At 31.9% G+C, this 15,289-nt stretch carries 15 protein-coding genes; 12 read left to right on the top strand and 3 right to left on the bottom strand.

The annotated features are described in order from the left end of the window. Position 1: 1 nt before the first annotated feature. Positions 2-1,807, bottom strand: a complete 1,806-nt coding sequence (locus ACTS9J_RS08605) for a CocE/NonD family hydrolase (RefSeq protein WP_219034004.1) — start codon at positions 1,805-1,807, stop codon at positions 2-4. Between the two features lie 218 nt (positions 1,808-2,025). Between ACTS9J_RS08605 and ACTS9J_RS08610 the strand changes: the two genes are divergently transcribed. The 8 genes from ACTS9J_RS08610 to ACTS9J_RS08645 are packed head-to-tail and all read left to right on the top strand — an operon-like array spanning position 2,026 to position 6,298. Further along, positions 2,026-2,472: an SRPBCC domain-containing protein gene (locus tag ACTS9J_RS08610; RefSeq protein ID WP_219033967.1), complete on the top strand. Its 447-nt coding sequence runs from the start codon at positions 2,026-2,028 to the stop codon at positions 2,470-2,472. Between the two features lie 21 nt (positions 2,473-2,493). Next, positions 2,494-2,901 carry an SRPBCC family protein gene (locus ACTS9J_RS08615; protein WP_125350071.1) on the top strand — a complete coding sequence of 136 codons (408 nt, stop codon included), beginning with the start codon at positions 2,494-2,496 and terminating at the stop codon, positions 2,899-2,901. 12 nt (positions 2,902-2,913) lie between these two features. Then, positions 2,914-3,306, top strand: coding sequence for a VOC family protein (locus ACTS9J_RS08620; protein ID WP_125350072.1), 393 nt, complete (start codon positions 2,914-2,916; stop codon positions 3,304-3,306). A 3-nt stretch (positions 3,307-3,309) separates the two neighbouring features. After that, positions 3,310-3,765, top strand: coding sequence for an SRPBCC domain-containing protein (locus tag ACTS9J_RS08625; RefSeq protein ID WP_125350073.1), 456 nt, complete (start codon positions 3,310-3,312; stop codon positions 3,763-3,765). Further along, positions 3,720-4,700 (top strand): DUF1801 domain-containing protein, encoded by a 981-nt coding sequence (locus tag ACTS9J_RS08630; RefSeq protein ID WP_448353130.1) that lies wholly within the window; start codon positions 3,720-3,722, stop codon positions 4,698-4,700. The genes ACTS9J_RS08625 and ACTS9J_RS08630 overlap by 46 nt, the downstream gene beginning before the upstream one ends. Then, a complete protein-coding gene (locus tag ACTS9J_RS08635; protein WP_219033965.1) occupies positions 4,700-5,164 on the top strand; it encodes a DUF1801 domain-containing protein in 465 nt (154 codons plus the stop codon). The genes ACTS9J_RS08630 and ACTS9J_RS08635 overlap by 1 nt, the downstream gene beginning before the upstream one ends. Positions 5,165-5,167: 3 nt before the next feature. Continuing rightward, positions 5,168-5,824, top strand: coding sequence for a DUF2461 domain-containing protein (locus ACTS9J_RS08640; RefSeq protein WP_219033964.1), 657 nt, complete (start codon positions 5,168-5,170; stop codon positions 5,822-5,824). A 27-nt stretch (positions 5,825-5,851) separates the two neighbouring features. Beyond that, positions 5,852-6,298, top strand: coding sequence for a VOC family protein (locus tag ACTS9J_RS08645; protein WP_038330748.1), 447 nt, complete (start codon positions 5,852-5,854; stop codon positions 6,296-6,298). Positions 6,299-6,352: 54 nt separating this feature from the next. Here the strand turns inward: ACTS9J_RS08645 and ACTS9J_RS08650 are convergent, their stop codons facing one another. Together ACTS9J_RS08650 and ACTS9J_RS08655 are read right to left on the bottom strand one after the other, a co-directional pair. Then, on the bottom strand, positions 6,353-7,753 hold the full coding sequence (locus ACTS9J_RS08650) for an alkaline phosphatase (RefSeq protein ID WP_219033963.1): 1,401 nt from the start codon (positions 7,751-7,753) through the stop codon (positions 6,353-6,355). A gap of 64 nt (positions 7,754-7,817) precedes the next feature. Beyond that, positions 7,818-8,399 (bottom strand): DUF6642 family protein, encoded by a 582-nt coding sequence (locus ACTS9J_RS08655; RefSeq protein ID WP_219033962.1) that lies wholly within the window; start codon positions 8,397-8,399, stop codon positions 7,818-7,820. Between the two features lie 107 nt (positions 8,400-8,506). Between ACTS9J_RS08655 and ACTS9J_RS08660 the strand changes: the two genes are divergently transcribed. The 4 genes from ACTS9J_RS08660 to ACTS9J_RS08675 all read left to right on the top strand — a co-directional run bounded on the left by ACTS9J_RS08660 (position 8,507) and on the right by ACTS9J_RS08675 (position 15,248). After that, on the top strand, positions 8,507-9,160 hold the full coding sequence (locus tag ACTS9J_RS08660) for a class I SAM-dependent methyltransferase (protein WP_221855054.1): 654 nt from the start codon (positions 8,507-8,509) through the stop codon (positions 9,158-9,160). A 105-nt stretch (positions 9,161-9,265) separates the two neighbouring features. Continuing rightward, positions 9,266-11,032 (top strand): AMP-dependent synthetase/ligase, encoded by a 1,767-nt coding sequence (locus ACTS9J_RS08665; RefSeq protein WP_291048521.1) that lies wholly within the window; start codon positions 9,266-9,268, stop codon positions 11,030-11,032. A 131-nt stretch (positions 11,033-11,163) separates the two neighbouring features. After that, a complete protein-coding gene (locus tag ACTS9J_RS08670) occupies positions 11,164-12,939 on the top strand; it encodes an AMP-dependent synthetase/ligase (protein WP_291048518.1) in 1,776 nt (591 codons plus the stop codon). 545 nt (positions 12,940-13,484) lie between these two features. Further along, positions 13,485-15,248 (top strand): AMP-dependent synthetase/ligase, encoded by a 1,764-nt coding sequence (locus ACTS9J_RS08675; RefSeq protein ID WP_221855060.1) that lies wholly within the window; start codon positions 13,485-13,487, stop codon positions 15,246-15,248. Positions 15,249-15,289 lie beyond the last annotated feature (41 nt).

Here is a 15,289-nt window from a genome sequence, read left to right on the forward strand (position 1 = left end):
GTTATTTCAAAACTGGAATTTCGATGTAAGAATCGTGATAAATTCGTTGTGTTTGTTTCAAGAAATCTTTCGCGGTTGCTTCATAAACATTCATAAATTGTTGCGGATTGCGGTCTGCTAAAGGAAACCATGTATTTTGAACTTGAATCATAATACGATGTCCTTTCTTGAAAGTATGTCCAACATCTGGCATAGAATACGTTACATTTGTTTTCAGATTAGGAACCATTGCTTCGGGTTTTTCAAAACTATTGCGGTATTTTCCTCGCATAATTTCGGCACGAATCAAATTTTGATATCCAGCCATCAATTTCCCATTATATTTTGGTGTATCTTCAGGAAAAACATCAATCAATTTTACTACATAATCAGCATCTGTTCCTGTTGATGAAACAAATAAATGATTTATAATTGGACCTGTGATTGTCATATCTTCCGTTAAAATATCGGTTTGATAAACCATAACATCAGGACGAGTTGACGCAAATCGTTGATCATCGACCATATATTCTCGTGGACGACTTTCTAAAACACCACCTTGATATGGAACAGGATTATTTGGATCTGCTACATATTCATCAAAACTTGTATTATTAGTCTGTTGAAAAGATATTTTTCCGTTGGCTTGCAAATACATTTTCTGAGTTGTCACATTCTTTGGTGGCCAAGTATCAAACTGTTTCCATTCGTTAGAACCTGTGATAAAGATTTGCGCTTCTGTCGGTTTGAAATTTCCTTTATCTTTTAAATAATAATTGAAAAAAGGTAATTCAATTTGTTGCTGATAATATTCACCTGTTGGCGTTCCAAACTGCATATCGCCAAACGTATCGGCTTTAGAGCGAACCCAACCACCATGAAACCATGGTCCAGCGACCAAAATATTTGTCGCATTCGGATTTTGCTTTTCAATTGCTTTATAAGTTTCAAAAGCACCATAAACATCCTCTGCGTCAAAGAAACCACCAACCGTCATCACAGCAGGTTTCACATTGGTAAGATGTGGCAAAGGATTTCTATCTTGCCAAAATTGATCATAATCAGGATGTGCAAACAAATCATTGTAGAATTTGATATTATCTTGAAAATATTTATCCTTCAATTCCTTTACAGATCCACCTTCTAAATAAAAACGGTAATTATCTTTGATTGGATATTCTAATGATTTTGGACCTTTATCTGGCGTAATTGGTTGCGGACGTTTTACACCAAATGACGACATAAATTTGAAAGAATCATTCAGAAATAATACACCATTGTGATGAAAATCGTCGCCTAAAAACCAATTCGTAACTGGTGCTTGTGGCGAAACAGCTTTCAAGGTTGGATGCGAATTAACTAAACTCATTGTTGAATAAAAACCAGGATAAGAAATTCCATAGATTCCAGCTTTTTGGTTGTAATTTTTCATGTTTTTTGCCAACCATTCCAATGTGTCGTACGTATCTGTACTTTCGTCAATCGCTTTTTTATTTTTCGTTTTATTAACAGGTCGTACATCTTCAAATTCACCCTCGCTCATCCATTTTCCTCTCACATCTTGGTACACGAAAATAAAACCTTCGCGCATTTCTGCAGGGAAATTTCCAAGCGATTTTTTATACTCATTTGCTCCATAAGGCGCTACGGTATAAGGTGTTCGATTAAGTAAAACAGGATATTTTTTGGTTTGATCTTTTGGCGTATAAATAGCCGTGAACAATTTCGTTCCATCTCGCATCGGAATCAATTGTTCGGTCTTTTCATAATGCTCTCTAACATAGGCAGAATCTGCTTTTGCAACTTGCGCATAGCTAATTCCACTCATCAAAATAAGACTAAGTAGAGTTGCTTTTTGAGTAAATTTTTTCACGTGTTTATCAATTTTACAATACTATAAATGTAAAAAACTTTTAAATTTTACACTTATAAATCGAATTATTTTCTACAAATGATTTCAATATCGATAAAGTTTTAATTATTTTTTATGAATTTGAAAATTCGAACACTTTTTTTGACTAAATTAGTTAGCCAAAATCAATTGAAATGAAGTTAACTGCAAAAGCAACAATTCAAATTCAGAAACCTAAAAATGAAGTTTTTGATGCGATTGTTAATCCAAATAAGATGAATCAATATTTTATCGCTTCTTCTACGGGTGCTATCGAAACTGGAAAAATTGTTGAATGGAAATTCCCTGAGTTTGATGATATTTTTCCTGTAATGGGAGGCGATTTAAAACAAGATGAATACATTTCGTTTGATTGGAGTGGCGGTGTTGATGATATGTTGGTGGAAATTTTTCTTGAAAAAGGAGAAAATGATTCGACAATTGTCAAAGTCATTGAACATGAAATGAATGATGATGAAGCTGGAATTAAGCAATTGATGGGACAAACAGAAGGTTGGGCTAATTTCTTGGCTTGTTTGAAAGCTTATCTCGAATATGGAATTAATTTGCGCAAAGGTGCTTTTGATTTTATGAAACCTTAAAAATGAACAAAAGACATACGTATGATCACAATCGAAACAATAATAAATGCTCCAATAGATCAAGTTTGGAAAGCTTTTAATTCTCCTGAAGATATTGTAAAATGGAATCAAGCTTCTGATGATTGGCATTGTCCGAAAGCAGAAAATGATTTGCAAGTTGGTGGAAAATTAAAGAGTACGATGGCTGCGAAAGATGGCAGTTTTCAATTCGAATTTGAAGCTAAATATGATGAAATCATTCCAAATAAATTTATTCGTTATTACATCGCAGATGGTCGTAAGGTTGAAATTAATTTTCATGAAGAAAATAATTTAACCAAAATCACAGAAAAATTTGAACCAGAAAGTCAAAATCCTACTGAAATGCAACAACAAGGTTGGCAAGCTATTTTGAATAGTTTCAAAAATTATGTTGAATCAAATCGATAAAAATAGTAGAAGATGGAAGAAAATAAATCGAAAATTGGTCAAATGGTTTGGGCTGATTTAACTGTTGAAAATTCGACTGAATTAAAAGATTTTTACAAAGAAGTGATTGGTTGGGAAGTCAAAAATGTTGCGATGAAAGATGGCGAAGAAGAATACAATGATTATGCAATGATGTCTTCTCCAGAAAATGCGGCTGGTGGAGTTTGTACGAAACGTGGTATGAATAAAGGAATTCCTTCTCAATGGATTATGTACATTAGTGTAGAAAATGTTGCGGAAAGTTTACAAAAAGCGTTGGAAATGGGAGGGAAATCTATTCATGAGATTAAAAATAAAGAAGGAAATCTTCAATTTGCAATTGTAGAAGATCCTGCTGGAGCTGTTTTTGGATTAGCAAATGCTTAAAATATGAAAAAAGTATCGTTTACAGAAGTAATTTATGCGCAGCCTAAACATGTGCATAAAGTAATGATTGCGCCAGATTCGTATAAAATTTGGACGAAATCGTTTAGTGAAACTTCAGATTTTAAAGGAGATTGGTCCGAAGGTTCTCATGTTTATTTCACTTATGATACCGAGAAAGGTTCGGCAGCGATGATTGCTACAATAGATGAAAATATTATTGGAAAATCAATCAAAATGCGTCATATAGGAAAGCTGAATGAAGAAGGTCAAGAAATTTTTGATGGACCAGAAATTGATGCGTGGAAAAATACAGAAGAAACCTATAAAATGGAAGATGTAGAAGGTCACACACGATTAACCTGTTCGGTGGAGATAGATGATCAGGTTTTTCCAGAAACTCAAGTCAGAGAAATGTGGATAAATGCACTGCGCAAACTGAAAGAGATTTGCGAAGATTAATTATGATGACAGATAATTTCACAACTATTGATGAATATATTCTTGGGTTTGATCAAGCTAAACAGGAGATTTTAGAAAACGTAAGAAAAATTATTCATGAAGCTGTACCAAGAGCAATGGAAACGATTAATTATAAAATGCCAACATTTCGTTTGAATGGAAATGTGATTCATTTTGCGATGTTCAAAAATCATGTAGGGATTTATCCTGGAGCAGAAACAATCGAACATTTTAAAAATGATTTAACCGATTATAAAACATCAAAAGGTACAATACAACTTCCTTTGGATAAAGTTTTACCGAAGAAATTATTGAGAGAAATTGTGTTGTATAAAGTTAGTTTGATGAAAGATCAGAAAGCTGAAGAATGGACGATATACAATGGTAATTGGGCAGAAGCGAATGAGAAAATTCAACAAGTTGTAAATGAAACGGAACTTGTAAAAGAGTTTAAATGGGGTGGAGATATTTATACGTTTAACAAGAAAAATGTGTTGGCATTTAGTGGTTTCAAAAATCATTTTGCGTTGTGGTTTCACAATGGCGTTTTCTTGAAAGATCAATATAAAGTTTTGGTGAATGCGAATGAAGAAAAAACGAAAGCTTTGCGTCAATGGAGATTTAATTCTGCCGATGAAATTGATGTCGAAAAAGTAAGAGAATATGTCTTAGAAGCGATTCAATTGGTGAAAGACGGAAAGGAAATAAAACCTCAAAAATCTGTACCAAAAGAAGTTGATGGGATTTTGAAAGAAACTCTAAATCAAAACAATAAATTATTTACTTCATTTAAAGCTTTAACTTCAGGAAGACAAAAAGAATACATCGAATATATTGATGAAGCAAAACAAGAGAAAACGAAAATTTCTCGCATCGAAAAAATAAAACCTATGATTTTAGAAGGAAAAGGTTTGAATGATAAATATCGAAAATAATGCAATATGAAGTCGCAAATTTAGAAGAATATTTAACGTCAATTCCAGTAGAAAGAAAAGAAGCTGTTGAGAAATTAATTAAAATTTTGGCAGATAAATTACCCACTGGTTTCGAGTTGCAGTTGAGCTATGGTCATCTTGGGTTTGTTGTACCGTTTTCACTTTATCCGAATGGTTATCATTGCGATCCGAAATCACCGTTGCCGTTTATCAATATTGCTTCTCAAAAGAATTTCATTGCGTTATATCACATGGGAATTTATATGGACAATAAATTGCTGAATTGGTTTGTTGATGAATATCCAAAATACTCAAAACGTAAATTAGATATGGGAAAAAGTTGTATTCGTTTCAAAAAAGTGGAGGATATTCCGTTCGAATTAATCGGAAAATTAGCGCAAAAAATTACGCCACAAGAATGGATAGAAAATTATGAAAAAGTTCTACTTAATCGAAAAAAATAAATCATGTCACAAATCGATAAATTTTTAAATAAATTACAAAAAAATAATAACCGCGAATGGTTTACAGAACATAAAGTTGAATTTGATACAGCGAAAGCTGAAGCAGATTCAATTTTCAATGTGATTTACCAAGAATTAAGTAAAAAGGAAGAATTAGAACCGCTTAAAATTTATAGAATTTACAGAGATGTTCGTTTTTCTCATGATAAAACTCCTTATAAAACTCATTTTTCTGCGCAAACAGGTCGCAAAAAACCGCTTAATAGAGGTGGGTATTATTTCCATATTCAACCGAATCATAATTTTATAGGTGTTGGTTTTTGGGGACCAGAGCGCGATGATTTGCTTCGTATCAGAAAAGATATTGAAGTTTCGGATGAATTAGCAAAGATTTTGCAATCAAAAACGATTCAGAAAGAATTTGGAGAAATGCAAGGAGATGAAGTGAAATCTGCGCCAAAAGGTTTCTCTAAAGATCATGAACGAATTGAATTATTACGTAAAAAGCAATATTTGTTTATTAAGAATTTTACAGATGAAGAAGTTTTAGCAAAAGATTTTCCGCAGAAAGTGGCGAAATCAATTCAAGTTCTTCAACCATTTTTAGATTATATGACCGAGGTTTTAACAACCGATGAAAATGGTCAATCATTATATTAAAAAAATAATCACAAAAAACACAATATTATGGCTAAAGTACACGCTTACTTAAATTTTAACGGAGATTGCGAAAAGGCATTTCAGTTTTATGAAACTGTTTTTGAAACGCAAAATATTGGGATGTATAAAATGGGAGATATGCCGCCAAATCCAGAATTTCAGATTCCAGAAAGTGCAAAGGATAAAGTTTCGCATGTGGCATTGTTTATTAATGAAACAACAATGTTAATGGGTTCTGATATTATTGAAGAATTTGGACATCAATACAAAGCTGGAAATAATAATTACATTATGCTTGATGTTGATAATCCCGCAGAAGCGCATCAATTATATGATCGTCTTTCGGTAAATGCAAAATCGTTAGAAATGCCTTTGGCTGAGCAGTTTTTTGCTGAGCTTTATGCGTCTTTTATTGATCAATTTGGAACACCTTGGATGATTCATTTCGAAGGAAATAAAGCGCATTCGATGTAAAATATAGTTTAAGAATAAAACATAAAACCTCTCAACTTGAGAGGTTTTTGTTTACTATACATTTACGTTCGTTGCTTGTAACATAAGTTGATGAAGATCTGTATTTTTTACAAATGGCTTCAACAAATCACTTCCTGGTCCATACATAGCTAATTCTACATAATCGCCCGAGTGATCCATACTTATCCAACCTACATTGTTGTGTTTTTTCTGAATTTCAGAGAAAAATTTGAACGGAAGCTTTTTGAAATTATATAATCCTTCTTCTTTATCCAAACCTTTGTAAAAATCTAACATATGTTTTGCTTCATCATCAGTTAAACTAAAACCATTTGTTTCGACAATCCAATCTTTGATTTCTTGTATATTAAAATCTTCGTGAATTTCATTCAAAATATGTTCGTTGGTATATTTATAATTAACAATACTTTCAAATTTTTTGTTTACATCAGCTCCATAAATAGTTCCTGGATTTGCATTTCCGTGATCAGTTGTGATGATAACTAACGTATTTCCATCCTTTTCAGCAAAATCCATTACAGTTTTGATTGTTTCATCAAATGCAATTTGATCATTTATTAATCCTGCAACATCATTTGCATGTGCCGCCCAATCCACTTTTCCAGCTTCTACTTGCAATACAAAACCATTTTGATGATCTTTCAAATTATCAATCGCAACCTTAGTCATTTCGGCAAGTGTAGGAATAGATTTATTTTTTGAGAGATTTTTATGATCGATTGCGTAAGGAATTGCTCCAGTATTGAAAATACCTAATAGAGATTTATTGTTTTGAGATTTTCCTAATTCCTCCTTTGTTTTCGCAATTTGATAGCCTTTATTTTTATAAATAGCATACAAATCTTTCTTGTCTTCTCTTTTGGATGAATTAAAAAACTCATCACCACCACCTAATAAAACATCAATGCCAATTTCGGCATATTTTTCAGCTATCTCTGGTTCTGCATTTCTACTTGCAGAATTTATACAAAAACCAGCTGGAGTGGCATGAGTAATAGTAACTGTAGTCACACACCCTGTTCTTTTACCCGCTTTTTTGAACTTTTGCCAAATCGGAACATGATGTTCTCCATTCGTGCTAATATTTAATACGCCATTTTTCACACGAATTCCACCTCCAAAAGCTGAACTTGCAGCAGCTGAATCGGTAACAATAGAACTTGCAGAAGCGGTGTCCATTAAAGCTCTTTTTACTTTATTTTCTTCATAAAGATTTATCCAATTACCATTTTTTCCATGCAATTGTATGTTGTACAAATTAGCCATAGCAAGAGTTCCGGAACTCATTCCATCACTTATCATAAAAATAATATTCTTTGCAGAATTTGTAGAAAGATTAGGTTTGATTTTATTTTGAGCAAATAAATCGAAAGGATTTAGAATTAAGCCTGTAGAAATTAATGCCGATCCTCTAAGAAATTTACGTCTATCCATTTTATTATTTTTGTAAATGAATAGATTATTTCTGAGAAGTGTTTTAGCTTATTGTTAAATCTTATTAATGATACAATCTAAATCCTAATTTCAGGCATATATTGGCGTGTTTATCAAACAATGCATGTACAAGCTCTTCTTCGTCATCAATTTCTTTTGCTAAACAAAAATAATATTGATCTAAAATTGTACTCAAAATTGGAGAAGGGTTTACATATCCAGATAAGGCTTTTGCTCCTGTAACATCAATAAAATATTGAAAACTTTCGTCTTCCAAATTTAAACTCATTGTATTTGCAAAATGAACAATTTTATCGGTTAGTTTTCCTTGAAAAATTTCTGCTACTTCTTCCAAACTATAGTAATAATCATCAATTTGAATTTGATTTCCTTCGCCTTCAAAAACTAAATAAATGATTTTATAATCTCTAAAATATTTATCATGATAAAGAAGATTGGTCAAACTTTCTTCGAAACCTTCAAAGCTATCAGTCGTTTTATAAACATTTGTAATCTGAAATTCTCGAGCCAAATGTTCCAAAAATTCCAATAATTGCGAATCATTTTGCTCTTCAATATCTGCTACAGATTCCAAACAAAACAATTTGAAATCATCTTCGTCTTCAGTTCGTATAATATCCTTCATCTATTTTACTATTTTTCAAAGGTAAGATGTAATTTTTAAATGATTAAAATCACGCGAACAATGATTAATATTTATTAATTTAGAATTATTCTATATAAATAAATTTAATGAAAAATAATATTGATTTACAAAATCTTGCGGAACAATTGAGTTGTCCAAATGGAGACGAAGGAATTGAAGTTGGTGAGCAAATGAATGAAAGTAATTTTGGTATGATAAAAACGACAATAGATCATTTACAATTACAAAATAAAGAACAAATATTAGAGTTAGGTCATGGAAATTGTAAGCATTTACCTTATGTATTAAATCAAGCAAAGGATTTAGAATATATTGGTTTAGAACTTTCACAGGTCATGAAAAATAGTGCTATCACGAACAATTCTGATTATTTGAATGCAAATATTAGATTTGAAATAATTATGGATGAAAGAATTCATTTTTATGAAAAACGTTTTGATAAAATTTTCACAGTGAATACAATCTATTTTTGGAAAAATCCTAAATTTTTCTTGAGTGAAATTTATAGAGTCTTGAAATTCAATGGGGAATTTGCTCTTACTTTTGCTAAAAAGGAATTTATGGAAACTTTACCTTTTACTCAATTTGGCTTCAATTTATACACAGAAGACGAAGTGATAAAACTATTGAAATCAGCTAAATTTTCTATTGAAAATAGAAAAACATTTTCAGAAAGTGTAATTAGCAAAGCTGGCGAAAAAGTTGAAAGAGAGTATAGTATAATTATTGCAAAAAAATAAAATGATTTTTATTGATAATAAACTTAATTTTTTTGAGAAAAGAATGAGTAAATAATTTCTAAAGTAGAAAGAATTAGCAGAAATTTGTATCCTTATTTCAAGAATATGAAACAACCACAAAGAGTATTCGATTTATCTCGATTTCAAGAAAAAAATACACCTAACATTTCGATTTTTAATTACAAAGAAAAAGGAGAATGGAAGGGAATTTCGACAACAGATTTTATCAATCGAGTAAATAATATTTCGAAAGGTTTGATTGCAAATGGTGTTCAACAAAATGATAAAGTTGCGTTAATCAGCGAAAATCGTTTAGAATGGAATTTAGTAGATTTTGCAATTCAGCAAATTGGAGCTGTTGTTGTGGCAATTTATCCCAATATTTCGGATAATGATTACGAATTTATTCTAAATGATGCCGAAATCAAACTTTGTTTTGTGAGCAATGATGCGTTGTATCAACGATTATTAGGAATCAAAGATCGTATTCCAAATCTTGAACAAGTTTATACATTTAATACTTATCCGCATACACCAAATTGGATTGAGCTAATTTCGAAAGGAATTTCTATTTCTGATGAGGTTTTACAAACGAAGATGGACAATGTAAAACCAACTGATTTAGCAACTCTTATTTATACTTCTGGAACAACAGGAAACCCGAAAGGCGTTATGCTTTCTCACGAAAATTTATTGGCTGATGTCAATAGTTCCGAATATTCTTTTCCTGTAAAAGCGTATGATAAAGCGTTGTCTTTTTTACCTGCTTGTCATGCGTATGAACGCGTCTTTCAATACGTGTACATCAAAATGGGATTACCAATCTATTTTGCACAATCAATGGATACGATTGGGCAAGATATGAAAGAAGTTCAACCACATATTTTTTCGGCTGTTCCACGTGTTTTAGAGAAAGTTTACGATAAAATAATGGCGACTGGAGAACAATTGACAGGAGTAAAAAGAGCTTTATTCTTTTGGGCAATTTCGTTAGGAGAACAGTATGATTTAGACGAATCAAAACTTTCTGCTTGGTATAAATTTCAATTAAACATTGCTCGAAAATTAATTTTTTCGAAATGGAAAGCGGCGCTTGGCGGTAATGTCAAAGGAATTGCATCGGGAAGTGCAACTTTACAAACTCGTTTATTAAAATTGTATTTAGCAGCCGGAATTCCAATTTACGAAGGTTATGGTTTAACAGAAGCTGGACCTTGTTTATCTGTAAATTGTATCAAACGTGGAATGAAAATCGGAACCGTTGGTATTCCTTTGATTGATATTGAGATTAAATTAGCTGAAGATGGAGAAATCTTAGCAAAAGGTAAAAATATCATGCAAGGATATTATAAAAATTCTGAGGCGACGGCTGAGGTTTTGAAAGATGGTTGGTTGTATACGGGCGATATTGGAGAATGGGTTGATGATAAATTCTTAAAAATTATCGATCGTAAAAAAGAAATGTTCAAAACTTCTGGAGGAAAATATGTTGTGCCACAACAAATTGAGAAAATTCTTTCAGAATCTAATTATATCGAACAAATTATGGTAGTTGGAGAAGGACGAAAATTCCCTGCTGCTTTGGTTATTCCTTCTTATGAAAACTGTATTGATTGGGCAAAAGCAAATGAATCTTCATTGATTAATTTACCTCGTGAAGAGTTTTTAACGCATCCAAAAATTTATGAATTGATAGGAAATGAAATCAATAAATTAAATGTCAATTTTGGAAATTGGGAAAAAATTAAAAAATTTCATTTACTGCCTTATGAATTTACAATTGAAGCTGGAGAATTAACGCCAACTTTGAAGATGAAACGTAAAATCATTTCAGAAAAATATAAAAAAGAAATTGACGGAATTTATCAATAAAAACATCAATTTTTTAGAAAAATAACGAAGCAAGATTTTTATTAATCTTGCTTTTTTCGTGAAATAAAACTGATTTATGAAAATTTTGCACCAAATTTGCACTCTTTTTTATAAAGTTTAGTATTTAAAAAATGAATAATCCTACACGAATTTTTGACTTAGCTTATCGTCAACAAGAACTTTACCCCAATCATAATATGTTTGCAAGTAAAATTGATGGCGAATGGAAGTTTACAAAACCAGCCGAATTTATTGCGCAAACAAGAGAAATTTCGAAAGGTTTATTAGCTCTGGGAGTTAAACCTGGCGATCGAGTAGGACTTGTGTGCGAAAGCCGCTATGAATGGCATGTGATTGATTTTGCAATTCAGCAAATTGGTGCGGTTGTGGTAGCGATTTATCCAAATATTACAGATTTTGAATATCAATTTATCTTCAATGATGCCGAAATACAATTGTGTATTGTAAGTACAAAAAATTTGTATGAACGTATCAATAATATGTTTGGGACAATTTATAGTTTAGAATATGTTTTTGCAATTAATGAGTTCCCAGATTCTAGAAATTGGTCAGAATTAAAAGAAATTGGAAAAGATATAACAGACGAATATGTAAATAATCTTAGTTCAATTGTTCGAAATTCAGATTTAGCAACTTTAATTTATACGTCTGGAACAACAGGAAAACCGAAAGGTGTAATGTTGTCTCATAATAATTTGGTTTCGAATTTTATTGCGGCAAAAGAAATTGTTGTGTTAGAAGAAGGAACAAGAGGTTTGACTTTTTTACCGCCTTGTCATACATACGAAAGAACTGTAATTTATACCTATTTATATATTGGTGTAACGGTTTATTTCGCCGAAGGTTTTGAAAAAATTGGTGATAATATCAATGAAGTACAACCTCATATCATGACTGCTGTTCCTCGAGTGATGGAAAAAGTTTATGAGAAAATCCTAAAAACAGGTAGCGCTTTAACAGGAAAAAAACGAAAAGTTTTTGATTGGGCGATTAATATTGCTTCTCAATATGAACCTGATGCGAAGAAACGATCTTTGGTGTATAATGTGAAGTTAGCTTTAGCTCGAAAATTAGTTTTGAATAAATTTTATGAAGCGTTAGGAGGTAATTTCAAATATATTATTTCGGGAAGTGCTTCGTTGCAAGGTAAAATTGCGCGTGTTTTTATGGCGGCTGGATTACCATTTTTTGAAGGATATGGAATGACGGAAACTTCGCCTTTAATCACTGTAAATAATCCGCATAAATTAGGTGTTCGAATAGGGACTGTGGGTTCACCAATAAAAGATGTTAAGGTAAAATTAGCCGAAGATGGAGAAATTTTGGTTCAAGGTCCTAATGTGATGATGGGCTATTATAAAAATCAAAAAGCGACCGATGAGGTCATTATTGATGGATGGTTGCACACAGGTGATATTGGAGTTTGGGAGGAAGGAGAAGGTCATTTCTTGAAAATCATTGATCGTAAAAAGGAAATGTTCAAAATTTCTGGTGGAAAATATGTTGTTCCTCAACCAATTGAAACAAAACTTGTCGAATCAAATTTTATTGAGCAAGCAATGGTTGTTGGTGATGCGCAAAAATTTGCGTCAGCTTTTATTGTTCCGAATTATGCAAATCTGAAAGAATGGGCAAAAGAAAATGCACCTGAAATTAGTAATCTTTCTCGCGATGAATTCATAGCATCTACAGAAGTTCATAAAGTAATTAATCAAGAAGTTCGTAAAGCAAATCAGTTTTTTGGAAATTGGGAACAGATTAAGAAACCAGCAATTTTAGCGCATGAATTTACGATTGAAGGTGAAGAATTAACTCCAACTTTGAAATTAAAACGTAAAGTTATTCTAAAGAAATATCAGAAAGAATTCGAAGAAATTTATAAATAAAAAAATCCCTCAATTCATAATGAGTTGAGGGATTTTTTTATGGATTCATTCTTTCGTTAGTATAACCACGAATCACAGTATAATCTACTTTTTCAATACTATCCATAAAAGAAGCGTTATCGGTATATATAATAAAATCTACTTTCTCTTAGCTATTTCCATGAGTTTCAAATTCATTATAAAGTGAATTAACTTGAAGTTTACCATTATTCTCTCTTAAGAATAATTCAAAAAATGAATCATTTTCTCCTTTTGGAATAAAATAATTAGTTGGTAAATGTTTACAATCACAATTATCAGTGCTTAAATAATAGTGTCCAGAACATTGTAATTCATATAATTTAATATCTCCAATTATATAAGACTTTTTAAAATCAGAACTGCAAGAGTAAAATAATAAGAGAAATAAAATTAGATATTTCATAATTGTAATAGTTATGACGAATATAATTCTTTTTAAGTTGAAGATAAAATTTTTGAAAAACTCATCATTTTACGCTATTTTCGACGAATTCTTTTCAAAATTACAAAACTATAAGTACGCTATGGAAGCAACCAGAATTTTTGATTTACCAAAACGTCAGCTGGAAAAGTTTCCTGATTTATCCATGTTTGTATCCAAACAAAATGGAGAATGGAAACCAATGAAAACCACAACTTTTTTAGAACATGTTGATGCAATCTCAAAAGGATTAATCGCTTGTGGAGTTCAACCAGGTGAAAAAGTGGGATTAATCTCAGAAAATCGTGTCGAATGGAATATGATAGATTATGCGATACAACAAATCGGAGCTGTTGTGGTAGCGATTTATCCGAATATTTCTGACAGCGATTACGAATATATTTTTAGCGATTCGGCTATAAAATTGTGTTTTACAAGTAATCTCGATTTGTATACGCGAATCAATCAACTCAAAACAAAATTGCCTTCATTAGAGCAACTGTACTCGATTGATGAATTTGAAAATACAGAAAGTTGGAATGTTTTAATCGAAAAAGGAAAAACAATTCAACAAGAAGAAATAGACAAACGTGCCGCAAATGTAAAGCACGAAGATTTAGCTTTTTTAATCTATACATCAGGAACAACGGGAAATCCGAAAGGTGTGATGTTGTCGCACAAAAATATTATTGCAGATGTTATGGCTTGCGAATATTCAACACCACTTGATCCTTATGATCGTGCTTTGACCTTTCTTCCTGCTTGTCATGCGTATGAGCGAACAATTCAGTATTTGTATGTGTACATGGGGATTTCGATATATTTTGCAGAATCGATGGAGAAGATTGGCGATAATTTAAAAGAAATTAAACCGCATATGATTACGGCTGTTCCTCGTGTGATTGAAAAAGTTTATGAAAAAATCATGCAAACGGGAGCTCAATTATCAGGTTTTAAGAAATCTATTTTTGATTGGGCTGTAAAAGTTGGCGATGAGTTTGTGTTAGAAGATGATCAGCGTTCTACAATTTATAATTTGAAATTAGCAATTGCCCGAAAATTAGTTTTACACAAATGGTACGAAGGACTTGGTGGCGAATTAAAAGCCATTGTAACGGGAAGTGCAGCGATTCAACAACGAATTGTTCGCGTATTTTTAGCTGCCGAAATTCCAATTTATGAAGGTTATGGATTGACAGAAGCTTCGCCAGTAATTGCGGTGAATTGTTTTCGTCGAGGTAAAAAGATAGGAACTGTTGGACCTCCGTTGAAAGGTGTTGAAGTAAAATTGGCTGATGATGGCGAAATTTTAGTAAAAGGTGATATTGTGATGATGGGTTATCATAATTTACCAGAAAAAACTGCCGAAGAAATCAAAGATGGTTGGCTATACACGGGTGATATTGGAGAATGGATAGACAATAAATTCTTGAAAATTGTTGACCGTAAAAAAGAAATGTACAAAACTTCGGGAGGGAAATATATTGTTCCACAACAAATCGAAATGAAAATGGTAGAATCGCCATTCATCGAGCAATTGATGGTTGTTGGAGAAGGTGAGAAGTTTCCTGGAGCTTTTGTGGTTCCGAGTTATACAAATCTAAAAAAATGGTCGCAGTCAAATGCTCTTGAAATTGTAAATCTTCCTCATGATGAATTTCAGAAAAGCGATGTTGTCAAAAAGAAATTAGAAGAAGAAATCAATCAACTGAATAATCATTTTGGACATTGGGAACAAATCAAAAAGATTGCAATTATTCCAAATGAAATGACCGTAGAAGGTGGAGAATTAACGCCAACGTTAAAATTTAAACGTAAAATTATTTTAGAAAAATACAAGAAACAATACCAAGAAATTTTTGGATAATTAATAAGAGTCTCAGTTTTTTGAGACTCTTTTTTATAACC

It is taken from the genome of Empedobacter sp. ULE_I140 (genome assembly GCF_053482575.1).